The sequence below is a fragment of the Halosolutus gelatinilyticus genome (assembly GCF_023028105.1).
In the GTDB taxonomy this organism is placed as follows: Archaea; Halobacteriota; Halobacteria; order Halobacteriales; family Natrialbaceae; genus Halosolutus; species Halosolutus gelatinilyticus.
The window spans coordinates 3,478,314-3,500,551 of sequence record NZ_CP095491.1 but is presented as its reverse complement, the minus strand read 5'-3'; the positions used below and the strand labels follow the sequence as shown (position 1 = coordinate 3,500,551).

The 22,238-nt window shown below is 65.6% G+C and carries 24 protein-coding genes, 1 rRNA gene and 1 pseudogene; 15 read left to right on the top strand and 11 right to left on the bottom strand.

Annotated features, from left to right (window positions below; translation table 11 throughout):
- Positions 1 to 27 precede the first annotated feature (27 nt).
- Positions 28 to 1,578 carry a TrkH family potassium uptake protein gene (locus MUH00_RS17170; protein WP_247000674.1) on the top strand — a complete coding sequence of 517 codons (1,551 nt, stop codon included), beginning with the start codon at positions 28 to 30 and terminating at the stop codon, positions 1,576 to 1,578.
- Positions 1,575 to 1,769 carry a hypothetical protein gene (locus MUH00_RS17165; RefSeq protein WP_247000672.1) on the top strand — a complete coding sequence of 65 codons (195 nt, stop codon included), beginning with the start codon at positions 1,575 to 1,577 and terminating at the stop codon, positions 1,767 to 1,769. The genes MUH00_RS17170 and MUH00_RS17165 overlap by 4 nt, the downstream gene beginning before the upstream one ends.
- Positions 1,770 to 1,857: 88 nt before the next feature.
- Here MUH00_RS17165 and MUH00_RS17160 read toward each other — a convergent pair whose 3' ends face one another.
- The gene (locus tag MUH00_RS17160; RefSeq protein ID WP_321576076.1) at positions 1,858 to 2,982 is read right to left on the bottom strand and encodes a sensor histidine kinase; all 1,125 of its coding nucleotides are present in this window, start codon (positions 2,980 to 2,982) and stop codon (positions 1,858 to 1,860) included.
- Between the two features lie 216 nt (positions 2,983 to 3,198).
- On the opposite strand from MUH00_RS17160, the gene MUH00_RS17155 reads away from it, so the two are divergent.
- The 3 genes and pseudogenes from MUH00_RS17155 to MUH00_RS17145 form a co-directional block, all read left to right on the top strand.
- The gene (locus MUH00_RS17155; protein WP_247000668.1) at positions 3,199 to 4,047 is read left to right on the top strand and encodes a triphosphoribosyl-dephospho-CoA synthase; all 849 of its coding nucleotides are present in this window, start codon (positions 3,199 to 3,201) and stop codon (positions 4,045 to 4,047) included.
- Positions 4,044 to 4,649 carry a DUF447 domain-containing protein gene (locus tag MUH00_RS17150; RefSeq protein WP_247000666.1) on the top strand — a complete coding sequence of 202 codons (606 nt, stop codon included), beginning with the start codon at positions 4,044 to 4,046 and terminating at the stop codon, positions 4,647 to 4,649. Before MUH00_RS17155 ends, MUH00_RS17150 begins: the two co-directional genes overlap by 4 nt.
- 172 nt (positions 4,650 to 4,821) lie before the next feature.
- Positions 4,822 to 6,078: pseudogene (locus MUH00_RS17145) on the top strand (cation:proton antiporter); the annotation flags it as partial.
- Positions 6,079 to 6,114: 36 nt separating this feature from the next.
- Here MUH00_RS17145 and MUH00_RS17140 read toward each other — a convergent pair.
- Positions 6,115 to 6,747, bottom strand: a complete 633-nt coding sequence (locus tag MUH00_RS17140; protein ID WP_247000664.1) for a helix-turn-helix domain-containing protein — start codon at positions 6,745 to 6,747, stop codon at positions 6,115 to 6,117.
- 242 nt (positions 6,748 to 6,989) lie between these two features.
- Here MUH00_RS17140 and MUH00_RS17135 point away from each other — a divergent pair, with 242 nt between their 5' ends.
- Together MUH00_RS17135 and MUH00_RS17130 are read left to right on the top strand one after the other, a co-directional pair.
- Positions 6,990 to 7,394: a DUF8059 family membrane protein gene (locus tag MUH00_RS17135; RefSeq protein WP_247000662.1), complete on the top strand. Its 405-nt coding sequence runs from the start codon at positions 6,990 to 6,992 to the stop codon at positions 7,392 to 7,394.
- 116 nt (positions 7,395 to 7,510) lie between these two features.
- Positions 7,511 to 7,702, top strand: coding sequence for a 30S ribosomal protein S17e (locus MUH00_RS17130; protein ID WP_247000660.1), 192 nt, complete (start codon positions 7,511 to 7,513; stop codon positions 7,700 to 7,702).
- 240 nt (positions 7,703 to 7,942) lie between these two features.
- On the opposite strand, the gene MUH00_RS17125 is transcribed toward MUH00_RS17130, so the two are convergent.
- Both MUH00_RS17125 and MUH00_RS22895 read right to left on the bottom strand, forming a co-directional pair.
- Complete coding sequence (locus MUH00_RS17125; protein ID WP_247000658.1) at positions 7,943 to 8,200, bottom strand: hypothetical protein; 258 nt, start codon at positions 8,198 to 8,200, stop codon at positions 7,943 to 7,945.
- Complete coding sequence (locus MUH00_RS22895) at positions 8,197 to 8,325, bottom strand: hypothetical protein (protein ID WP_256464796.1); 129 nt, start codon at positions 8,323 to 8,325, stop codon at positions 8,197 to 8,199. The genes MUH00_RS17125 and MUH00_RS22895 overlap by 4 nt, the downstream gene beginning before the upstream one ends.
- A gap of 135 nt (positions 8,326 to 8,460) precedes the next feature.
- Here MUH00_RS22895 and asd point away from each other — a divergent pair, with 135 nt between their 5' ends.
- From asd to MUH00_RS17110, 3 genes are all read left to right on the top strand, one after another.
- Positions 8,461 to 9,495 (top strand): aspartate-semialdehyde dehydrogenase, encoded by a 1,035-nt coding sequence (gene asd, locus MUH00_RS17120; RefSeq protein ID WP_247000656.1) that lies wholly within the window; start codon positions 8,461 to 8,463, stop codon positions 9,493 to 9,495.
- A gap of 119 nt (positions 9,496 to 9,614) precedes the next feature.
- On the top strand, positions 9,615 to 10,037 hold the full coding sequence (locus MUH00_RS17115; protein ID WP_247000654.1) for a DUF7344 domain-containing protein: 423 nt from the start codon (positions 9,615 to 9,617) through the stop codon (positions 10,035 to 10,037).
- Between the two features lie 13 nt (positions 10,038 to 10,050).
- A complete protein-coding gene (locus tag MUH00_RS17110; RefSeq protein WP_247000652.1) occupies positions 10,051 to 10,836 on the top strand; it encodes a TrmB family transcriptional regulator in 786 nt (261 codons plus the stop codon).
- Positions 10,837 to 11,008: 172 nt separating this feature from the next.
- Here the strand turns inward: MUH00_RS17110 and MUH00_RS17105 are convergent, their stop codons facing one another.
- Positions 11,009 to 12,013: a D-2-hydroxyacid dehydrogenase gene (locus MUH00_RS17105; protein WP_247000651.1), complete on the bottom strand. Its 1,005-nt coding sequence runs from the start codon at positions 12,011 to 12,013 to the stop codon at positions 11,009 to 11,011.
- 137 nt (positions 12,014 to 12,150) lie between these two features.
- Here MUH00_RS17105 and MUH00_RS17100 point away from each other — a divergent pair, with 137 nt between their 5' ends.
- A complete protein-coding gene (locus tag MUH00_RS17100) occupies positions 12,151 to 13,542 on the top strand; it encodes an NAD(P)/FAD-dependent oxidoreductase (protein ID WP_247000650.1) in 1,392 nt (463 codons plus the stop codon).
- A 237-nt stretch (positions 13,543 to 13,779) separates the two neighbouring features.
- The gene (locus MUH00_RS17095; RefSeq protein WP_247000649.1) at positions 13,780 to 14,721 is read left to right on the top strand and encodes a cytochrome c oxidase subunit 3; all 942 of its coding nucleotides are present in this window, start codon (positions 13,780 to 13,782) and stop codon (positions 14,719 to 14,721) included.
- On the opposite strand, the gene MUH00_RS17090 is transcribed toward MUH00_RS17095, so the two are convergent.
- Both MUH00_RS17090 and MUH00_RS17085 read right to left on the bottom strand, forming a co-directional pair.
- Entirely contained in the window at positions 14,722 to 14,898 is a 177-nt protein-coding gene (locus MUH00_RS17090) for a hypothetical protein (protein ID WP_247000648.1), read from the bottom strand.
- A 98-nt stretch (positions 14,899 to 14,996) separates the two neighbouring features.
- Positions 14,997 to 15,443: a hypothetical protein gene (locus tag MUH00_RS17085; RefSeq protein ID WP_247000647.1), complete on the bottom strand. Its 447-nt coding sequence runs from the start codon at positions 15,441 to 15,443 to the stop codon at positions 14,997 to 14,999.
- Positions 15,444 to 15,597: 154 nt separating this feature from the next.
- Between MUH00_RS17085 and MUH00_RS17080 the strand changes: the two genes are divergently transcribed.
- Positions 15,598 to 16,428 carry a manganese catalase gene (locus MUH00_RS17080; protein WP_247000646.1) on the top strand — a complete coding sequence of 277 codons (831 nt, stop codon included), beginning with the start codon at positions 15,598 to 15,600 and terminating at the stop codon, positions 16,426 to 16,428.
- A 128-nt stretch (positions 16,429 to 16,556) separates the two neighbouring features.
- On the opposite strand, the gene MUH00_RS17075 is transcribed toward MUH00_RS17080, so the two are convergent.
- Together MUH00_RS17075 and MUH00_RS17070 are read right to left on the bottom strand one after the other, a co-directional pair.
- Positions 16,557 to 17,138 (bottom strand): DUF7979 domain-containing protein, encoded by a 582-nt coding sequence (locus MUH00_RS17075; protein WP_247000645.1) that lies wholly within the window; start codon positions 17,136 to 17,138, stop codon positions 16,557 to 16,559.
- Positions 17,135 to 19,417: a DUF6789 family protein gene (locus tag MUH00_RS17070; RefSeq protein WP_247000644.1), complete on the bottom strand. Its 2,283-nt coding sequence runs from the start codon at positions 19,415 to 19,417 to the stop codon at positions 17,135 to 17,137. The genes MUH00_RS17075 and MUH00_RS17070 overlap by 4 nt, the downstream gene beginning before the upstream one ends.
- 224 nt (positions 19,418 to 19,641) lie before the next feature.
- On the opposite strand from MUH00_RS17070, the gene coxB reads away from it, so the two are divergent.
- Positions 19,642 to 20,412: a cytochrome c oxidase subunit II gene (coxB, locus tag MUH00_RS17065; protein WP_247000643.1), complete on the top strand. Its 771-nt coding sequence runs from the start codon at positions 19,642 to 19,644 to the stop codon at positions 20,410 to 20,412.
- A gap of 455 nt (positions 20,413 to 20,867) precedes the next feature.
- A complete protein-coding gene (locus MUH00_RS17060; RefSeq protein WP_247000641.1) occupies positions 20,868 to 21,353 on the top strand; it encodes a plastocyanin/azurin family copper-binding protein in 486 nt (161 codons plus the stop codon).
- A gap of 104 nt (positions 21,354 to 21,457) precedes the next feature.
- On the opposite strand, the gene MUH00_RS17055 is transcribed toward MUH00_RS17060, so the two are convergent.
- Together MUH00_RS17055 and rrf are read right to left on the bottom strand one after the other, a co-directional pair.
- Positions 21,458 to 21,871: a DUF7344 domain-containing protein gene (locus MUH00_RS17055; protein WP_247000639.1), complete on the bottom strand. Its 414-nt coding sequence runs from the start codon at positions 21,869 to 21,871 to the stop codon at positions 21,458 to 21,460.
- Between the two features lie 189 nt (positions 21,872 to 22,060).
- Positions 22,061 to 22,182: ribosomal RNA gene (gene rrf, locus MUH00_RS17050) — 5S ribosomal RNA — on the bottom strand.
- Positions 22,183 to 22,238: the final 56 nt, after the last annotated feature.

Below are 22,238 nucleotides of genomic sequence, written 5' to 3'. Positions count from 1 at the left end.
CTCGCCAGCGCGATCACACACTCGACCATGAAGGCAGCGAGGGAGGCGATCGCACGAGATATCGGCCGCATTCTCCAGGCACTGGCCGGACTGATGTTCGTCTCGGTTCTCGTTCCGCTCGTCTGGGGCGAGTACTACGCCGTCCCGGTCATGATCGCGTCCGGAACGGTTCCGTTCGCGCTGGGCCGGGTCCTCTCGACGAGGTTTCGGGCGGCCGTCGAACTCGAAAAACGCCACGGGATGATCGTCGCCGCGCTCGGCTGGTTCTTCGTCGCGATCTTCGGCGCGCTGCCGTTTTTCCTGCTGGCCTGGACGGTCGAACTCGCGCCGGCGTCGCTCTCGACCCCGCCGCAAACGACGACGCTCGCCGCCTTCACCGATCCGCTCAACGCGGTGTTCGAGAGTATGAGCGGCTTTACCGGCACGGGGTTGACGATGACCGACGACGAGGCGGTCCTTCCGCGGACCCTCCAGTGGTGGCGGTCGTTCACCCAGTGGGTGGGCGGCGTCGGCGTCATCGTCCTCACGACGGCGATCCTCGCGCGCCCCGGAAGCGGATCGCTGACGCTCTACGAGAGCGAAGCGCGCACCGAGAAGATCCACCCGAGCATCGTCTCGACCGTCCGGACGATCTGGTGGATCTTCATCCTCTTTACGCTCCTCTCGATCATGCTGCTGTGGCTCGCCGGGATGGGGCCGTGGGGCGCGATCAACCACGCGATGACCGGGCTCTCGACCGGCGGCTTCTCGATCACGGACGAGTCCATCGCCAGCTACGACAGCGTCGCGATCGATTTCGCGCTGCTTCCCGTGATGATCCTGGGGAGCATCGCGTTCTCGATTCACTACCTGATTCTACAGGGCCAGCTGAACAACTTCTACGACGACCTCCAGACCCGGTGGATATTCATCTACATGACCGCGGGTTCGATCGTCGTCTGGGCGATCGTCTACGGCTACGGCACGTACGACTCGCCGTTCGAAGCCCTCAGGTACGGCCTCTTTCAGTTCGTCTCCGCGGCCACGTGCACCGGCTTTCAGACGGCCGTCGACGAGACCAACGTCGCGCTCGGCCGGTGGCCGGTCCAGGCGCAGCTGACGATCTCGATCGGGATGGTGATCGGGGCCGCCGCCGGCTCGACGGTGGGCGGAATCAAGCTGATTCGAGCGCTCACCCTCCTTAAGGGCGTCCGGTATCGGATCACGGACGTGTTCTATCCGCCGACCGCCGTCCGCCGATTGCAGATCGACGGTCGCCGGCTCGACGAGACAGCGGCGAGCCGCGAGGTCGAAGAGGCCGCGATCGTCACCTTCCTTTGGATCACCTTCCTCGTCCTGGGCGTGCTCGTCCTGCTCACCGTCCTCCCTGCCGGCGAGTATCCGCTCGAAAACGTCATCCTCGAGGTGGCGAGCACGCAGGGCAACGTCGGGCTGTCGACGGGGATCACCGGATCGGAGACGTTACCGGCTCTCGGCAAAGTGATGTTCCTGTTCAACATGTGGATCGGACGGCTCGAAATCGTCCCGGTCCTGGTCGCGTTGCGGGCGCTGTTCCGCCGCGGAGGGCTGTACGAATGAGCCGCCCCCGATCGGCGGAACGACTCGTCGATGCGGGACCGGACGATCGGATCTACCGGTTGCTACTGCTGCTCGGTCCGTTCGGTGTCGCCCTCGTCGCGACGATCGGCCGATCGGCCGTCACCGTCGGGATCGCGGTCGCGTACATCGGCGTCTTCGTCGGGTACGTCCTCTACAAGCGTCTCCGGTGACGTCCCGTCGTGGGACCGGCGCGCAGTCGGTCCCGAATTCGTCGCCGCCGTGAGTCCGCCCGTCGGCGGTCGGGATCGACGCGACGGACTACCCTGAGGGAGTCTTCTGCGCCGGCGTCGACTGTTCCGGACACGAACTCACCGTGAAGGAAAACGTCGAGCCGTCACCCGGTTCGGACTCGACCCAGATCTCGCCGCCGTGTCGTTCGACGATCCGTTTACACAGCGCGAGCCCGATCCCGGAGCCGGCGTGATCGTCGATCGCGTGCAACCGCTGAAAGAGGTCGAAGATACGCCGTTGATCGTCGGGTTCGATGCCGATCCCCTCGTCGGTGACCGAGAGAACCCACTCGTCCGCGCGCCGTCGCGCCGACACGGTGATTCGAGGCGGCGCGTCGCCGCTGTATTCGATCGCGTTCGACAGCAAGTTCTGAAACACCTGTCGGAGCTGCCCGGCGTCCCCGCGAACGCAGGGGAGTTCCTCCGCGACGATCTCCGCGTTGTGTTCTTCGATGGACACCTGCAGATCGCGCTGTACGTCGTCGAGGACCGCGTTGAGATCGACCGGGCCGAGGGGCTCGCCCTGGGAGTCGACTCGCGAGTACGCGAGCAGGTCGTCGACCATCGCCCGCATTCGATCGGCCCCGTCGACGGCGAACGCGAGGAACTCGCGGCCGTCTTCGTCCAGATCCGCCGCGTACCGATCGTCGATGAGTTGCAGGTACTGCGAGATCATCCGCAGCGGCTCCTGCAGGTCGTGCGAAGCGGTCGACGCGAAGGAGTCGAGCCGTTCGTTCGACGCCTCCAGCTCGATGACCGCGTTCTCGAGGTCGGCCCGGATCCGCCTCAGCTCTTCGTTCCGGCGGTCGAGCTCCCGCTCGCGGGTGATCGCTCGGGCGTCGTGGATCCCGATCGCGAGTCCGGCAACCGAGCCGATCGAAAGGGCGACCGCTCGCGTCGTCCACGAGAACGAGTACTCGGGGGCGGGGTGGATCGCCCGGAGCAGGAGGAACGTAAACATCACGCCGACGCCCGCGAGGCTCCACGATACGATTCGAACGTACAGATCGGGCTCGATGTCCGTGTCGCCGAGCCACCCGCCGACGTACAGAAACAGGGCACCGGGGAGACTGATCAACAGAAAATCGACCGACGCGTCCAGGAGGGGCTGTCCGATCACCACGGAGTACGCCGTCTCGCAGATTGCGATCACGATGAACAGAATGCCAAACGCAGTGATATACCGCGACCGGTGCGACATTAGCCCGGATAGGCGGTAGCTGTATTTGAGGCGAGCGGTCGGTCTTCGTCAGGATCGTTGTCACCAGTCTCGTACGGTGCGGGCTCGGTTCGGTTCGATCCGGAACCCGAGGGGGCCAGTATCGACGGAATAATCAGCCCTAAGCCGCAGGAGCGCGCACGGGTTCGCATGGACGACCCCGCGCGGAACGCGGAACTCGCACTCCTGCTCGAGGTCGCGGGGACCCCCAAGCCGGGGAACGTCGATCGGCGCCGGGACCTCGACGACCTCCGGTTCGAGCACTTTCTCGCCGGCGCCGTCGGCGCGCGCGAAGGGCTCGACCTGGCGGCCGACGGCGCCGCGATCGGCCCCGCGTTCGAACGCGCGATCGAGGGAATGGCCGCGCACGGGGAGAACAGCCAGTTCGGGGCGCTCCTCCTGCTCGTTCCCCTCGTCCGAGCCGCTCGCGAGGACCTCTCCCAGCCCGTCGTCGAGTCCGTCGTCGAGGGGACGACCGTCGCCGACGCGGCCGCCTTCTACCGCGCGTTCGAGCACGTCGACGTCTTCGTCGGCGACCCGCCGGCGGACATGGAGCCGCTGGACGTGCGCCGCGGTGCCGACGCCGTCCCCGCGCTGGAAGAGCGCGGGTTGACGCTGCGCGGCGTGATGGACCGCAGCGTCCCCGGCGACGACGTCGCCCGCGAGTGGGTCCGGGGCTTCGATCGCTCGTTCGCCGCCGCCGAGCGGCTCGCCGACGCCGACGGCCCGCCGACCGATCGGGCCGCGGCCGTCTTCCTCTCGCTGCTCGCGGAGCGACCCGACACGCTCGTCGCGAAGCGCCACGGCGAGGCCGTCGCGGCCGAGGTGACCGACCGGGCCGCCGCCCTCGCCGATCGCGACGCCCTCGAAACGGAGCCCGGCGCCGTCGAGGCCTTTGCCGAGGAACTCGTCGATCGCGGCGTCAACCCGGGGACGACGGCGGATCTGACCGCGGCCGGGCTGTTCATCGCGCTGGAACATGGGGCGGTCGGGATATGAACGGCGACGAGAGCGATTCGAACCCCGGAAGCGAGGAACGAGCTGAGTGGCCCGTCTCGCTGTCGGGCGTCACCGAGACGGTCGTGACGACGCTCGGCCCGAACGGACTGTGGAACGCCGCCGCGCTCGGGCTGTTCGCCGGCGATCCGGTCACCGCACGGACCTGGGGGAACACCCGAACGCGGCGCAACTTCCACCGCCAGGGCGAGGCGTACGTGCAGTTTACGACCGATCCCGGCGACTTCGCCGACGCCGCGCTGTCGATCTACGAGCTCGAGGAGCCGGTCCTGCCGTCCGCGGACGCGTGGGTTCGCGTCGACGTCGAACGGGTCGACTCGGGGACGGAAGGCGAGACGGAGTGGGAGGAGTGGACGCTCGAGCCCCGCGAGGCCGAGGTTCTGGACGAACGCGTGCCGACCGTCGATCGCGGCTTCGGCGCGGTCGTCGAAGCGACCGTCGCCGCCTCCCGCCTCGGCGTCGAAGGCTACGACGACGAACGACTCCGGGACCGCCTCGAGCACTGTGCGGCGATCGTCGATCGGGCCGGCGGGCCGCGGGAGCGCGAGGCGCTCGATCGCGTTCGCGAGCACGCGGAGTGGTGACCGCGGGAGCCGCGCCCCCAGGGCGACAATCGGTCGCGAGGGGCGCCGGTTCGGCCGCAAGGGGACGTCGATCGCGCCTCGCCGCGGGCGGCACTTTTGTCGGTGGACGAGGTATACCGTCGCGTGTCGTTCGAGAAATCCGGCCCTCGTCGGCGGCTCGGCAGTTCGTCCGATGAGCGCCACGACGAGCGCCGCGCTCTGGGAGGTCGGTGAACCGGTGTCCGTTCACGTCGACCTCGACCTCGTCGCGCTCGTCGCGGCCATCGTCGGCCTCGGCGTCGCGGCCCAGTTTCTCGCCGCGAAGTACCGCGTCCCCAGCGTGCTGTTTCTCATCACCGCGGGCGTCGCCATCGGACCCGAGGGTCTCGGGATCGTCACGGTTGATACCTTCGGCGCGGCGCTCTCGACCGTCGTCGGCGTGAGCGTCGCCATCATCGTCTTCGAGGGGTCGTTTCGACTCGACGTCGAGACCCTCCGAAACGCGCCGCGAGCGGTGGGGTGGCTGATCACGGTCGGCGCGGCGATGACGTTCTTCGGGACCGCCCTGACGGTTCGGCTCCTGCTCGGCCCGAGCTGGGACGTCTCGTTTCTCGTCGCCGCGCTCCTGATCGCGACCGGCCCGACGGTCATCACGCCGATCCTCGCGGTGGTGCCCGTCCGCGAGGCGGTCGCGACGACGCTCGAAACGGAGGGCATCGTCAACGACGTCACCGCCGCGGTCCTCGCGATCGTCCTCTTCAAGGCAATGACCGCCCGCGCGCTATCGCCGTGGGGGTACGTCTTCCTGTTCGCGGAGCGTCTCGCGATAGGGGTCCTCACCGGCCTCGCGATAGCGGTCGTCGTCTGGTTTCTCCTCACGCGAGTCGACCTCCCGACCGAATCGGCGCCGCAGACGGCCCGGCTGCTCGCGCTGGCCGCGGCCGTCGTCGCGTTCGCGATCGCGGACTCGGTGTTCTCGGAGGCCGGCATCGCGGCCGCGGCCACCGCCGGGTTCACGCTCGGAAACCTCGATCTGCCCCACCGGGAGGGGATTCTGCAGTTCAAACAGGACGTGACGCTGCTCGTCCTCTCGTTCGTGTTCATCTCGCTCGCGGCGCTGCTCGAGTTCTCGGAACTCCTCGCGCTCGGCGTCTCCGGCCTCGCCGTGGTCGCGGTGGTGACGCTCCTGCTTCGTCCGCTGGTCGTCTTCGTTTCGACGATCGGCGGCGGATTCTCGACCCGCGAACGGCTGTTCATCAGCTTCGTCGGTCCGCGGGGGATCGTTCCCGCGTCGGTCGCGACGCTGTTCGCCGTTCGCCTCCGGACGGGGCCGCCCCCGACGGATCCCCTCGGTGCGGATATCTTACTCGGCACGGTCTTTCTCGTCATCCTCGTGACGGTCGTCGTCGAGGCGGGCTTCGCGAGACACATCGCGGCCGCGCTCGACGTTTAGCCGGTGCTACGAGTCGGGACGCCGACAATCTATTCAGCCGAGCGGCGATCTGCCGACGAACTGCTTGATGACCCGCCCTTCGGCCCGGTGGAGGATGCCACTGGCCGTCGACTGGCTGACGTCCAACGCCTCCGCGAGATCGACGACCGAACACTCGCGCGGACTGTCGTAGTACCCTCGCTCGATCGCCTCGGTGGTGAACTGCCACTGCCGATCCGTAAGCAGATCCATCACGTCGATCGACTGGGTGATCGAGAGTATCTCGAACGCGATGTCGGCGGCCTCCAGCCCGCTCGTGAACTCCGAGAGTCGTTCGTGCGAGGTTGTTAGTTCCACGAAAATCCAGCCGTCTCGAACGATCAGGGGAAATTCCGCCAGCGTCCCCGCCAACCGCGCCACGCGATGCGGCTCCGGCTCCGAGAGCACGTATTGGATCATCAGTGCCCCGCGGTCGATCTGGAGGACCTCGTACGACCGCATGTCGGGGGATTCGTCGAAGTGACGGACGATGGCGTCCGGGTCCGAAACTTCCGCTTCCAGGACCGAAAGCAGCCCCTCGTCCGTGGGTCGAGCGGACAGGATTCGGAACTCGTCGTTCGGGCGGTCGCTCGAGAACCGAGCCAATCGTTCGAAGGGAGGTTTGAGTTTCAACCGCACTCGAGGCATGGTTCTCGTTACCGCTCCACCGGCCTTAATATGGACGCGAATATAATCGCGTGAAGGTACACGACGGACTCCCCCTTGTCGGCCTACATGGATCAACAGATGCCACCGAGGGCGAGTAGGCGACTGGTACGAACGTCGGGCCGGTCGAGACCGACGGCCCATCGGTTCGTTCGATCGCATCCGACGAATCGACTCGCGGAACCATCCGTTTCAAGGGGACCGCTCGGTCGGAGGGTGGTTCGGTGACGCGTCTGCTCAAAACGTCCGGATTCCTCGGGCTCGTCGTGGCGATGGTCGTCGGATTGTACCAAGGGTATCTCTTCGCGGTCGATACGGCCCCGCCGTTCTGGGTCGTCAACGGTCACGTCCACCTCGGCGTCTTATCGATCCTCGCGATCGTAACCGGGTTCGCCGTCGACGCGCTCACGATCGAAGGGCGGCTACGAAGGGGTATTTCCGGGCCCTACCTCGTCGGTCAATGGTTACTGCCCGGCACGTGGTGGGTCGCGTTTGGAACCGGAAACGAGGCGCTGCTGTCGACGATATTCCTTTGGGGAGGCTGCCTGATCGTTGCGATGAGTCTCATGGCCTGGCGGGTGGCGACGGAGCCGACGGCGACGACGCGGACGCCATCTCCGGGACAGTGATCCGGGCCGATCGTCGACGAGCCCACCACCGAGCGCGGTCCGCATACCGAGGGGAGTCGCGTTCGGCCATCAGCGAAAATGGTGCGTTATAAGAGTCTCTAGACGGAATCCCCTCTATGGCAATCAAGCCGGCCTACGTCAAGAAGACCGGGAACATCCTCCTGGAGAAGTATCCGACCGCCTTCACGACCGACTTCGAGCAGAACAAAGAGAGCGTCGAGAAGCTCACCAACGTCGAGTCGAAGGGCGTCCGGAACCGGATCGCGGGCTACGTCACGCGAAAGAAAGGCGGCGAAGCGTCGGCGTAAGGCTGTTCTCTCGTCCCGAAAGTCGATCCGCCAGCGACTGGCGAGCGATCGCACCGCCGATCGACCGCGCCGCCGTTCGTCCCGTCTCCCGGTCCGCCGTCCGTTTCGGCTGCGGAACCGTGGTCGGCCGCGCCCGCAATCGGTAGTCGCGTCCGCGATCGATCGAGGCGTCGCCGCGGGAAGCGTATGCGCGTCGGGGAGAGACGATCCGCGACCGAGTTCGAGATTTAAAAGCAGGCGTTATTCGCCGAAGCCGGATTCCATGTAGACTGCGGCGACGAGCGAGACGGCGGCGACGCCCAGGGACATCGTCGCCCCGACGAGTCCGGTGAGGAGCGTCAGTTCCGGCCCGACGAACAGCAGCGCCATCCCCTGGTAGCCGCTTACGAGGAAGACGATCACCATGAGAAACGCGACGGCAGAAAGAAGCGTCGCGCCGGTGTTGAAGGGCGTATCGAACAGTCCGAGGCCGCTGGAACTCGCGGTCGAACCCGTCATCGGTCCCACCTCGCGGCGCGGCCGATCGGTTCGCAAGCGGTGCTCGTCGCGAGTCGGTCACTTCGCTCCCGCTCCTGCTCGATCCGGATTCGACCGTCGGCGGGGAGGTCCTGCTGGTTGGACATCGCTCAATACGTGCCACTCTGGTTTCTTAAGCGCTTCTATGGATCGGCACCGCCGATGCGACCGGCGGACTGGTACGGATGCCCACGCGACGAAAACCCAAACGGTTTTGCGGACACGACTCGGAGGGACGGAAAATGGCAGTACGAGTAGGCGTACTCGGCGCAACCGGTGCCGTCGGACAACGACTCATTCAGCTTCTCGACCCGCATCCCGACTTCGAAATCGCGGCGCTGACCGCGAGCGACTCGAGCGCGGGCAAGACGTACCGACAGGCGGCCAAGTGGCGCGTCGACAGTCCGATTCCGGCCGACGTCGCCGACATGACCGTCACCGCGACCGACCCCGACGATGTCCCCGGCGACGTCGATCTACTGTTCTCCTCGCTTCCCTCAAGCGTCGGCGCGACGGTCGAACCGCCGTTCTGCGAGGCGGGCTACGTCGTCTCGTCGAACTCCTCGAACAGCCGAATGGCCGAGGACGTTCCCCTGATCATCCCGGAGGTCAACGCCGAACACCTCGATCTGCTGGAGGTCCAACGCGACGAGCGCGGCTGGGACGGCGCGCTGGTCAAGAACCCTAACTGCTCGACGATCACGTTCGTTCCGACGCTGGCCGCTCTCGCCGAGTTCGGCCTCGAGAGGGTCCACGTCGCGACCCTTCAGGCCGTCTCCGGCGCCGGCTACGACGGCGTCACCTCGATGGAGATCATCGACAACGCCATCCCCTACATCGGCAGCGAGGAGGACAAACTCGAGACCGAGTCGCGCAAGCTGCTCGGCGAGTTCGACGGGGCCTCCCTGTCGCACGACGGCGTCGAGGTCGCCGCCTCCTGTAACCGCATCCCGACGATCGACGGCCACCTCGAGAACGTCTGGGTCGAAACCGCAGAGGATCTCGCGCCCGAAGACGCGGCCGCGGCCATGCGGGAGTACCCGTCGCTCGACCTGCGCTCCTCGCCGGACCCGCTCATTCACGTCTTCGACGACCCCGATCGGCCACAACCCCGCATGGACCGCACGCTCGGCGACGGCATGGCGATCGCCGCCGGCGGCCTGCGCGAGTCCACGTTCGGACTGCAGTACAACTGCCTCGCGCACAACACGATCCGCGGCGCCGCCGGCGCGAGCGTGCTGAACGGCGAATTGCTGCTCGAAAACGGCTACCTCTAGGGCGGAACGACGCGGCCGCCGATCGTCGCGAACGCCGCGTTAGGTTCTCCGAAACGACAGTCTCGTTGTCGCGATCGAAGTCGCGACGCGTACAAGTACGCTCGGCGTCTATAGCGGACATGATTCCTTCGCTTACCGATCCCGAGAGCTTGACGTCGTTCGGCGGTTTCTCCGCGAGCGAGACCGGTTCGGCGCTCGATCTCCTCGCCAACCGGCGGCGGCGGTCGGTGCTGCGATTGCTCCGCGATCGGCCGAACCCCGTTTCGCTGGCCGACCTCGCGGAACGCGTGGCGATCGAGGAACGCGAGGCGGACGGGGAGATCTCCGGCGTCCAAGGGGCCGTCCCGACGGCCGACCTGCGGCGAGTCGAGATCTCGCTGCGCCACGCCCACGTCCCGACGCTCGCGGACGCCGGTGCCGTAGCGTTCGACACGGACGAAAACGTCGTCTCCCTGACCGACGAGGGCCGCACGCTGCTGGACCGGTCGACCCTCATTCTCGGGCCAAACAATGCAAGCACCACCCCCACGACACTCCGTTGAATAGCATCGAGTTATGCCCACCGAGGAGCAAGCGGTCCAATTTCTCGAAAGTCTCGGGCTGACCGAGTACGAGGCTCGCTGTTTCGTCGCGCTCAGCCGAGTCCCGATGGCGACCGCGTCCCAGATCGCGAACCTCTCGGACGTGCCCAGATCTCGGGTCTACGACGCGGTCGATCGCCTGCACAGGCGCGGACTCGTGGACGTCCAGCAGTCGGAGCCGCGAAAGTACCGCGCGATCTCCTCGGACGCTGCCCTCGAGTCGCTCAAAGAGCGATACGAAGCGTCGCTCGACGCGGCCGCGGAGGCGCTCTCGAACCTGCACCGATCGAAGGAACTCGAGGAGAAAGGCGCCTGGGCGATCGCGGACCACGAGCACGTCACCGACCGCATCAGGAGCTTTCTCGACGAGGCGACGGACGAGGTCTACGTCCTCGTCGTCGCCGACGAGGCCGTCGATCGGGAGTTCAAAGCCGACCTCGCCTCGGTTACGGACGGCGTGACGACGCTGATCGAAGTCCCGTCCCGGGAGAGCAAAGCGGAGCTCGACGACGCCGTTCCGGCGGCCGACGTGGTGGTCACCGACCTCGCGGACGATCCGGCGATGATCGAGGAGAAGCGGCTCGGACGGATCATCATGGTCGATCGGCGATCGGTGCTGCTCGGTGCTCTGACGATAGGACCGCGACCCGGACGGTACGACGAGACGGCGATCTGGGCTAGCGGTCCCGATCACGGACTGGTCGTCGGACTTCGCCACATCCTCGGCGCCCGGATCGACGACCAGAACGTCTTCGAGTGATCGCGACTAGCCGTCCGGCCGCGGACGAACGACGTCCCCGTCACTCCTCGGAATCCTTTTCGATCGGTCCGCCGACGGTGAGAGTCCCGTCACCGCAGCTTCTCAGATCGGGACGATCCGAGTCGAAACGCCACGTGGATGCTAAAACGGCGGCGGTCGGACTGGGCGGGGCCTACGGAAGCACCTGATTCTCGAGGTCGGTATCGGCCCCATGCTCGGCGAATCGCCGGGCGTTCCCAGCGACGATGTCGGCGAGGCGCTCGTAGTAGTTCGGCGTGTGGCCCGCGTTGTGCGGGGTGATCTGGACGTTGCCGAAGTTCCACAGGGGGTGATCTTCGGGGAGCGGTTCGGGATCGGTCACGTCAAGCGAGGCGCCGCGGATCCGGTTCGATCGCAGTGCCGCGACCAGGGCATCCGTCTCGACGACAGGACCGCGGGCGATGTTGACGAGCACGGCCCCCGGGTCGAGCGTCTGGAACGCGTCGCGGTCGATCAGGCCGCGTGTCGTTTCGGTGAGTGGACAAGCCAGAACGAGGTAATCCGTCCGGGCGAGCGCCGCGTGGAACTCGTCGTCGAACCCGATCACCTCGTCCGTCGGACCGCCCTTCTCCGGTGAGTAGCGGACACCGATCGTCTCGACGCCGAACGGCTCGAGCCGCGTGCAGACGGCCCGCCCGATCGCGCCGAGGCCGACGATCGTGACGGTCGAGCCCTGCAGCTCGTGAGCCTGGTAGTGGCGCCACTCCCGGCGGCGCTGTCGTCGCTCGGCCACGTGGAACCGACGGGCGAAGTGTAGGATCGCGCCGAGGACGTGTTCGCCGATGTTCGGGCCGTGGACGCCCGAGGCGTTCGTGACCGCGACGTCGCGCGCCTCGAGTTCGTCGAGCGGCAGGTGACCCGTGCCGGCGTACGCGCACGCGAAGACGTCGAGATTTTCGGCGACTCCGAGCAGGTCCCGGTCGAGCGTCATCCCGGTGACGAACCGCGCATCTTGGATCGCCGCTCGCTCCCGATCCGGCGTCCGCGCGAGCTCGACGGTCAGCTCCGGCAGGCGATCGCGCAGCGCATCGGCGTACCGTTCGACCGGGATCCCGTGCGTTCCCTTCCGCAGTACGAGCACGTCGCTTCCCCCGGTATCGATGGATTCGTCGGGACCGTTGCTGTCGGAATCAGTCATGTAGAGTTCCTCGGACGGCGGTCCCAAAAGCGTTGGTCTCGCGGCGTGCACCGCCGAATGCTCCCGTCCGTCGTGTCGTATGGTTCCCAACAGGAATTTCACGGTGTTTAATATGGACGGCTGAGTCTCAACGGCGTATGGAACGCGTAGACGTCGCGATCGTCGGCGGCGGCCCCGCAGGTGCGTCCGCGGCCGAACGGGCCGCGGCTCACGGCGCCGAGACGGTCCTGTTCGAGCAGGGCGTCCCCCGCGAGGATCGGGACGGACTCGGCCCGGACTCGACCGACGCCGCCGGGATGCTCGGATACTGGATCGACATCATGGATTTCGATTACCGGGAGATTCCGGACGACGTCGTCCTGCGGGAGCTCGAGGGAACGGACTTCATCGGGCCCTCGAACGCCGTCGAGTTGAACGCCACCGGGATCGAGTCGAGTTATTCCAAATTCGGGTACACCTTCCACCGCGCTCGGATGGACGACTGGCTCCACGAGCGGGCCGCGGACGCCGGCGCCGACCTGCGGGTTGGGACCAGCGTCAAATCGCTCGAGACCGACCTCCGGTCGTCCAGTTCGAAGGGGCCGGTCCACGCACTGACCCTCTCGAACGGCGACCAGCTCGAGGCCCAATACGTCGTGCTCGCCGACGGCCCGCAGCGCCGGGTCACTCTCGACGCCCTCGATCAGTTCACTGGCCCCGGCCGGAGCGTCTCAGACCACCTCTCGCCGCCCACGGCGAACCACATCGCGTACCAGGAGTACCGCGAGTTCCCGCCGGAACTGTTCGAGGAGTTCGAGGACCGACTCGAGTTCTGGTGGGGGTACATGCCCGGCGAGACCGCCTACCCGTGGGTGTTCCCCAACGACGGCACGGTCGCCCGCGTCGGCCTCACGATGCCGATCGGGATGGAGCTCTCCGACGTCGACAATCCGGGCTCCTACAAGCTCCTGAAGCCGACCGACGACAAGATCCCCTCCGGAAGCGAGTACATCCGTCGGCTCCTCGAACTCGAGTACGGCGACGAGTACGACGTCGCAGAAGACATCCCGATCGTCGAGGACCGCGGCAAGTCGAAGGGAACCGAAACGTACCCCATCTCCTCGACCCGACCGATCGACTCGCCCGTCGGCGCGAACATCGCCGTCGCCGGCGGCGCCATGGGAACCACGTCGGCGTTCCACGAGGGCGGCTACCACGTCGCCGTCCGGTCCGGCAAGATCGCAGGCCGGCTCGCGGCGACGGACTCGCTCGAAAACTACAACGACGTTTGGAAGCGCGCGATCGGCGACGAGATCCTTCGGAACGTCGCCTTCGCGGACATCGTCGAGGACTACGAACCCGACGACTGGGACCGCGCGTTCGAGATCGTCAACGATATGCAACGCGGCAGCGGTGAGAACGTCCTGTTCAGCAAGCGTTACACGGCTGGAATCGGCGCCACGAGAATTCTCGCCACCTACAAGAAAAAGAAGTTCCAGTACCGCAACGGCGGCTACGTCCAGCTCTCGGAGGACGAGTACTTCTACTAGCTCTCCCGCCGACCGGATCCCGATCGACCGAATCGGTCACGGCAAATCGAAACGCCCCGAAACCGAGTGCAACGAGAGGTATCCGTCCTCGCAGTCCGGATCACGCAAACCGCGGTCTCGCAACCGTGAACCGTCCGACCCGTCGACGAACACTCTCGGATGCGCGAACGTCTCGTTCTCGAGGCACTCACGGAACCGGTAGCGACATCTTTTCGGTCATGCCGTGGTAGCGGGGATATGACCGATCGCTCCCGGACCGCTCCGGACGAGGCGTCGACGCCGCTGGCGGACGGCTCCGGTCACGGCACGGCGCGCGATCAATCGGGCCGAAGCCGAAGCGCCGCCTCCGACGCCGATCCCGGCCGTAGCGGCCCCGATCCTGGCGGCCACGACGAGCACGAGCACGAACACGAGAGCCGCTGGCCGCTCGTGGCCGCCGCCGGAGCCGCCGGCCTCTACAGCGGCATCGCGATCGCCATCTTCGGGGCGGTCGCGGGCGTGGTCCCACCGCTTCTCGGCGCCGGTCTCGCCGGCCTCGGCGCGATCGTTCTCCTGGCCGGGGTCGCCGGCTGGGTCGACGAAGCGTTTCTCGCCCCCGCCCGACGCGCCGACGGCCGGACGGACCGTGAATCGTACGTCACGACGACGCTGCTGTTTCTGGCGACGGACGTCTCGACGTTCAGCGCGCTGTTCGTCTACTACTTCTTTCTCCGGGTCGGGATCGCCTGGCCGCCCGGCGAGGCCCCGTCGCTCCTGCGCTCGATCGTGCTGATCAACACGTTCATCCTGCTCACGAGCAGCGTCACCTTTCACTACGGGCACGAGGCGCTACAACGGGGGAACCGGCGGCGATTTCTGGCCCTCCTCGGCACCACCTTGGTGCTCGGACTCGTCTTCCTCTCGGGGCAGGCCTACGAGTACTACGAGTTCGTCGTTCACGACGACTTTACGCTCGCGACTGGCGTCTTCGGCAGCGCGTTCTACGGACTGACCGGCCTGCACGGGCTCCACGTCACCCTCGGCGTCGGCGGCCTCGCCGTCCTCTGCTGGCGCGGGCTGCGAGGCCACTACGGCCCCGATCAGGACACGTCCGTCGAGACCGTCGGTCTCTACTGGCACTTCGTCGACGCGGTGTGGGTGTTCCTCGTCCTCATCGTCTACGTCGGATCGGCGCTCTGATCACGGTCTGTCGCTGCCTTCGAGGACGTGTAACTCGCCGTCGTCGCACCGACAGAGCTGGTCCTGGCCGAGCGGCTGGATCCGCCCGTCCGGCCAGATCTGGACGATCCCGATCGCCCCGCAGTTCGAACAGCGCGCCGCGGAGCGACGTTTCGTGTCGTTGCCGTTGTCACCCACGTCGATCACCGGATGGGTTCGGCCTACGACAGTCAGCGATGAAAAACCCCCAGTCCGCTCGCAGCGAGCGCCGACGAGGAACGCCTCGGAGCCCGAGATCACCCGACCGGCTCCAGTTCGACCCCCACCAGGCGACGATCGGTGCCGATCGCGGGCGGCCGTCGCGTTCGCTCCAACGTGAACGATCGCCCTCGCTGGAGCGCTTCGCCCGGTTCCGTGAAGACGAACGCTCGAAGCGACGGCGCGCGATCGTACGCGACCACGTGCGTTCCGACGCCCTCGTCGAGGTGCTGCGGTTGCCACTCGAGGTCGGACTCGACGACCGTAAATCTGCGTTCCGCTCTAAACTGGTAGGCTAACAGGGCGCCGCGCTCGGCCGGCGTCGATTCCCGCTCCCGATCGGCGCCCGCTCGGTCCCCTCGCTCGGCCGCGCTCGCGGTCCCGCTCGCGACGCCGACGATACCGGCCGTCGACAGTACTCCCGATTTGAGAACTGCTCGACGTGACGGCGACCGCGTCGGCACTGTGTTCGGTTGCTCGGTCACGGTATCTCCCCGACCAGCAGCGTCGGGATAATCGTTCGCCGTGACGATGCAACGGTGAGCCATCGTTCGGTATCGAACAGCTATCAGCCCGAGATACGGTCACTATCGCCCGTAATGGCCGTTTATTTCTCTGGGCCTCGGCAGACCGGAGTGGATGTTCTTTCACGAACCCGAACTCCAGTACGAGGTCACCGTCGAAGACCCGGACCCGCACTTCGCGAAGCTCCTGCAGCAGGCGATCGGCGGCCAGGAAGGCGAGATGCGAGTCGCGCTCCAGTACATGTTTCAGGCGTGGTCGCTTCCCGAGGAGTACGAAGCGTACCGAAACCTGCTGATGGAAACCGCGACCGAAGAGATCGGCCACATCGAGATGCTCGCTTCCGCCGTCACGAAGAACCTCCGCGGCTCGCCGAAGGAGATGCGCGAGGAGACCGAGGAGACCGCGGCCGCCGCGGCCGCGATGACCGGCCAGAATCCGCGACAGTTCCTCTCGGCGGGCCTCTCGGCGATGCCGGTCGACAGCAACGGCGTCCCGTTCACCGGCGGCTACGTCGTCGCCTCCGGCAACCTCGCGGGCGACCTGTACGCGAACGTGATGGCCGAGGCGACCGGTCGAACCCTCGCGACCCGACTCTGGGAGTACACCGACGATCCCGGGATGAAGGACATGCTCTCCTACCTCATCGCCCGCGACACGATGCACCAGAATCAGTGGCTCGAAGCCCTCCAGTCCCTCGACGACCCGGTGCCCGTCCCCGCGAGCTTTCCGCAGGAAGAGGAAAACCAGGACGTCAACTACACGTTCATCTCGACCCGACGCGAAGAGCAGCCCGACCCCGGATACCCCTGGACCCAGGGCGAGGCGCCGGACGGCAAGGGGCGGTTCTCCTACCTTCCCGAACAGCCGGGCGACGGCGAGGTCGTCGCGCCACCGCCGGATCCGAGCACGTTCGACGAGCCGAACGACACCGACGAGTCGGACTAACGATCGGTCGGGACGACGCGATCGGGATCAGTGCCGACGGATTGGAATCGAAACGAGGCGGATCGCGACGACGCGATCGTCCGTCGACCGATCGAACCGGGGTGCGGACGAAGCCGTGCGTTCACCCCTCAACGGCGCCGACCGCGTTGCATCCGTTCTTCGAATCCCGCCATCTTCCGGTATATCGGCGGCGTCAGCACGCCGGCGATCCCCACGAGGATCGCGACGCTACCGATCGGGAACAACAGCGGCCGGACCTGCAGACACGAATTCACCGACGCGATGCGCACGTAGTAGCGATCGCCGTCGACCGTGACGATCGCACCGTCCGACAGCACGCCCTGATTCTCCATCCGTTCGTCCTGGACGGGAGCTTCTCCGAGCGGGCTGTCGATCGCCTCGCGGATCGCCTCTTGCTCGGCCGGCGTGAGGCGGTCGAACTCGACCGTTTCGACGGTCTGTCCGGGTTGCTCGCCGTCTTCGAGCGCCCGAACCTCGATGTCGGGGTCGCCACAGAGGTCGAATGCGTCCTGCACGACGACGTATCCGCCGAGGATCGCGAGCGGGACGCCGGCGGCGATCAGGAGCACGCCGAAAAACGGAGCCGCGTAGGTCAACAACAGCGACTCCGACGGCTCGGTCGGCTCGCCGGCAACCGTTTCGTCCTCCGTCCGTTCTTCCTCGACTTTCGACGGTTCCTCGTCGCTCATGAGCCTCGTTCCTCGGGTGGGGACGGGCGACGGCCGCCGAGGTACTCGATCGTCCCGGCGAGACCGAGCCCGTAGATCCAGTGTGCGAGCAGGACGAACACGAGGTACGCGACCAGTTCGAGTCCGGTCTGAGTAGTGTGGAACGCGATCGCGAACCCGGAGGCAGCCACGGTCGCGTACCACAGCCCCGTAACGAGGGTGAGTTCGCCGGGCAGATACTCGCCGAGCGCCAGGAAGAGCAGCGGCCAGACGGTCATCCCGCCGACGAGGAAGACGGCGTAGCCGAGGGCGACGTTCGACGGGAAGCCGACCAGCGTCGCGAGCCCCGCGAAGGAGTCGAGGTCAAAGACCCCGAGGAGGACGGCCACGGCGAGCGCCCCGGACATGAGCAGCGTCCCGATGAGGCCGCCGATCGCCCCCACGCTGGCGTCGCTCACGACCGTCCGCGCGACCGGCCTGATCCGGGCGACCAACGAGGGCGGGCGATCGTGCGCCGGTTCGTACGTTCGCCGAACGACGTCCGGTTCCGTCGGAGGAATCCCGCGCTCGCGCTCGAGTTTCTCCTCGAACCACTGCCACTCCGGCGTGAACTGCTCGGTCGATTTGAGGTCCCACGGATCGGCGGACTCGACGGGGTCGCCGTGGAAGTACGACCAGATCAGGTTGTAGAGCCACAGCAGCACGCTCAGCCCGATGATGTAGGCGCCGACGGTCGCAACGATCTGGAAGTTCTGGAACTCGGACGGGTAGGTCGCGTACCGTCGGGGTAACTCCAGAAAGCCGATTGCCAACAGCGTTACGAACGTGAGCGCCGACCCAGCCACGAGCAGCGTCGACTGGAAGAGCGCGAGTCGGCGATCGTAGAGCCGCCCGGTCAGCAGGGGATACCAGTAGTAGCTCGCGGAGAACATCATCAGCGGGATGATTCCCATGACGATGAGGTGGAAGTGCCCCACGACGTAGTAGGTGTCGTGGTAGACGATGTCGATGGGGATCACGGCGAGGAAGATCCCGGTGATGCCGCCGTAAATGAACATCCCGATCCCGCCAACGCAGAGGATCGTCGGCGCGGCGAGTTTGACGTTCCCGTTCCACATCGTCGTAATCCAGTTGAACACCTTGATCGCGCTAGGGACGGCGATCGCGACCGACGTAGCCATGAAACTCGCCCGGACGCGGGGATCGATCCCGGTCGTGAACATGTGGTGTGCCCAGACGCCGAACGAGAGGACGCCGATCGCGATCGTCGAGTAGACGATGAACTTGAAGCCGAACAGCTTCCGCCCGACGAACTTCGGCAGGATGAGGCTCATCAGCCCGGCCGCGGGCAGAAAGAGGATGTACACCTCGGGGTGGCCCCAGAACCAGAACAGGTGCTGCCAGAGGATGGGACCGCCGCCGTCGGTTGCGAAGAAAGTCGTCCCGAAGTTACGATCGAACAGCAGCATCAAGAGCGCGGTGCCCAGCAGCGGGAACGCGAACAGGACGATCATACTCGTCACGAGCATGTTCCACGAGAAGATGTCGAGGTTCGCCCAGCCGATAGCGTCGTCGCGCTCGTAGACGATCGTCGTGACGAAGTTGATCGCACCGATCGTGGTGGCGATGCCGCTTAAGTGGAGCCCCAGCAGGAGGAAGTTGATCTGCGGATCCGGCGTCGTCGAGGACAGCGGCGTGTACATCGTCCAGCCGATCGCCGGCTCGCGGAGCACAAACAGGGCGGTGAGCCAGCTGTCGGGAACGATCAGCGAGAGGGTCTTCGCGGTCACCTCGGCGACGATCCCCAGCCGCGAGAGCAACAGGGCCGGCGGGAGCATCCAGAAACCCAGGGCGTTGAGCCGGGGAAACGCCATGTCGTCGGCCCCGATCAGCAACGGCAAGAAGTAGTTACCGATCCCGAAGAAGACGGGCGTGACGAAGAAAATGAGCATCGTCAGCCCGTGCATCGTGAACAGTTCGTTGTACGTCTGTTCCGTCCAGATGTCCGCCGCAGGGGTGAGCAGGTGGGTCCGCATCATCATCGCGTCGACCCCTCCCCACATCGCCGCGACGGTGCCGAAGGCGATGTAGAGCAATCCGATCTCCCGGTGATTCGTCGTCGTCGTCCAGCGAATCGCCGCCGCCTTCGCGTCGCGCCAGGTCACGCCGCGTTCGCCGACGGTCGCGTATCCACCGTCGGGCGACGGATCAGCCCGAAGCCACCGGGCGACGGCCGCCGTGAGGAGACAGCTCAGAAAAATCGCCGCGAACAGCGACACCTCCACGAGCGCCCGATTCACCGATTCGTCACCTCCCCCAGCGAAATCATCGTCGCTCGCGCACGTCCAACACACTCATCGGCGTTCATGCCCGTGGTCTCATCAGCGACGCCAATAAAGCTCAGTTGATGAGAGCGAGACTATCACAGACACCGATAAGTTCTTCTACAATACAAGTCAGTGTTCGTGATAGTCTGTTTCGTAATGAAGGCCGTATTTCACGGGGGTCGTTGAACGCCACCGCAATGAGTCGCCGCCGGCGTACGATCGGAACCGTCCTCGTCACACTCGCGGCGCTGCTCGCGTCGACCGGGAGCGTCGTCGCCCAGTCGGTAAATCGGGACGCGATCGTGGGGCTCGAGTACCAGCTACTCTACGTGGCGCTGCCCCTGTCGCTGTTCGTCGTCATGATCCTCGTCTACGCGGCCGTCAAGTTCCGCGACAACGACGATCCACAGCCGACCGCGGAAGATCCGGCCCTCGAGATCACCTGGACTATCGCGACGGCGATCATCCTACTGTTCGTCGGAGTCGCCGGCTACAGCGTCCTCGTCAATCCGTACGTCTCCCCTACACAGATCACCGAACCCGGCGCCGGCAGCGGGGAGGCGATCGAGTCGGTCGACGATCTCCCCGAAACCGACGACGAGGAACTGGTCGTCCGAGGCTACCAGTGGCACTGGGAGACGACCTATCCAAGCCACAACATCACGATGGAAGACGAACTGGTGCTGCCCGCCAATCAGGATGTGACGATATGGATCACGACCGAAGACGTCATTCACTCCCTGTTCATCCCGGACCTCGGCGTCAAACAGGACGGGTACCCCGGCGAGTACACCCGCATTCGGACTTTCGTCTACGAACCCGGCGAGTACGAGGCCGTCTGCACCGAGTTTTGCGGGGTCGGCCACTCGCGGATGGACGCCGACGTCGTCGTCCTCGAACAGGACGAATACGAGGCGTGGCTCGAGGAGAACGAAGATAGTCGCGCGACGGCGCCGGACGACCCGTAACGAGGCCGCCGCCGGCGACTGGAACACTTAACCGTCCGGATCGCCTACGTCAGGTGCGTGTCCTTAGTCCCCGTCCGAGCGAACCCATACGGGTGCGATGACAGCACGGCGAACCCGGACACGCGACATATCAGTGGTGTACTCCACCACGAGACGACCGACGTCGTCTCCGCCTGGGGACGCGCACACCCCCGCCCGGCACGAGGGTTAGCCAGCCGACGCGGCACGCCGCCACGGGATGAGGCTGGACGTTAGTGTTCCGGGTGACATTCTCATTGAACGGCAATCAGGCCAGAGAGCCGCTGTACTCCCGCTGCGATCGAGATTAACGACGGTTGTACTGACGCGATTCGCGTACTGTTCACGCTACCCGAATATATTCGGGTCCTGCTCCCACGACGTGGGAACCAAATTACGTCTTCATTGTCTCTGCTCCCCTACAGTCAGGTACACCGATGAGTTCCTTCAACCCCGACCGGCGAACGGTTCTGAAAGCGTCCGGCCTGACGATCGCTGCGCTCGCCGGCTGTCTCAGCGGCGGCGACAGCAGTGGCGAAAACGGCGACGAAAACGCCAATGAGAGCGATGGCAAGAACGGCGGCGACACGTACAAAATCGACCCTGGAACGACGATCGAGTTCGAAGCCAACACCGCCGGCTGGAAAGGGCTCGCCCCGTCGGCCATCGACGGCGTTGAGAACCCGACGCTCGTCCTTAAAGAAGAGAAAGACTACGAGATCGGATGGACCAAAAACGGCGGCAGCATGGAACACAACTTCATGATCTGGAACGATAGCGAGAAGGTCGTCAAAGACTACGAAACCGAGATGGCCTCGGAACCCGGCGACGATCAGATGCTCAAGATCACCGCAACGTCCGAGATGGCGTACTACCGCTGTCGCCCCCACACAAACATGCAGGGAGATATCCAAATCGAATAAGCCCCTGAACCGCGCGCGTTAATGCCTTCTCACCCCTTCGGACACTAATTATCGTTCGTTGCCCAGCCGCGCCGATCGGAGCCCGCTGTCGCCTTGGCCCCTATTCACCGAGTTCCGCCGGTTTCGTTTTCCGACCCATGCTCCGGATTACTGTACAGAAACGACTCTCGCGATTCGTCGATAACTGTCGCATCGTCGGCCGCTCTGGCTCGATCGACGAAGGGGCGAAGCTCTTCGAAGCGCGCTCCGGTCACCACGTCACCGCTTCGCGCGTCGTACTCGGCAACTTCGAGATCTGCGAGCTTCGGGATGTGCTTGTGAACCAACGAGATGACGATCGCCTTCCGATCGTCTTCCGAAACCGCCGTTACCGGGATTCCCGCCTCCCACGCGGCGATCTGGAGCGCCACCCCATCGATATTCCCTTCCTCGTTTTCGAGCAAATAATACAGGACGTACCGACGGCGAGCCGCCGACAAGAGTTCGTAAGCGGCATCCAGGGATAGCGAATTACCCATACCTCACGTACTTTCACACGTCGGGGTAAACGCCTCTCCAAAGTAATTTGGTGTTCGAATCGGCCACGAACCGCGTCCGATCGACGATGCCGCTCGACTGCGCTAACGATAGCCCTGGTGGAGATATGCAAAAAGCCCCGCACAGCCGCTGCTTCGGCTGTGCGGGGCGTGATTGAATAGAGTATGAGTGGTCGGCGGCGAATCGGGGTTTCCAGAGGGTCTCCCACTCCAGTACTGACCGACACGCTGGCGGGCTTATCTTCCGTGTTCGGGATGGGTACGGGAGGGTCCCCGCCGCTGTGGCCGCCGTAACGCCGATTCGCGGAATCGAACCGCGATCATGCCAATATCGGTTGGTTGTGTTGTG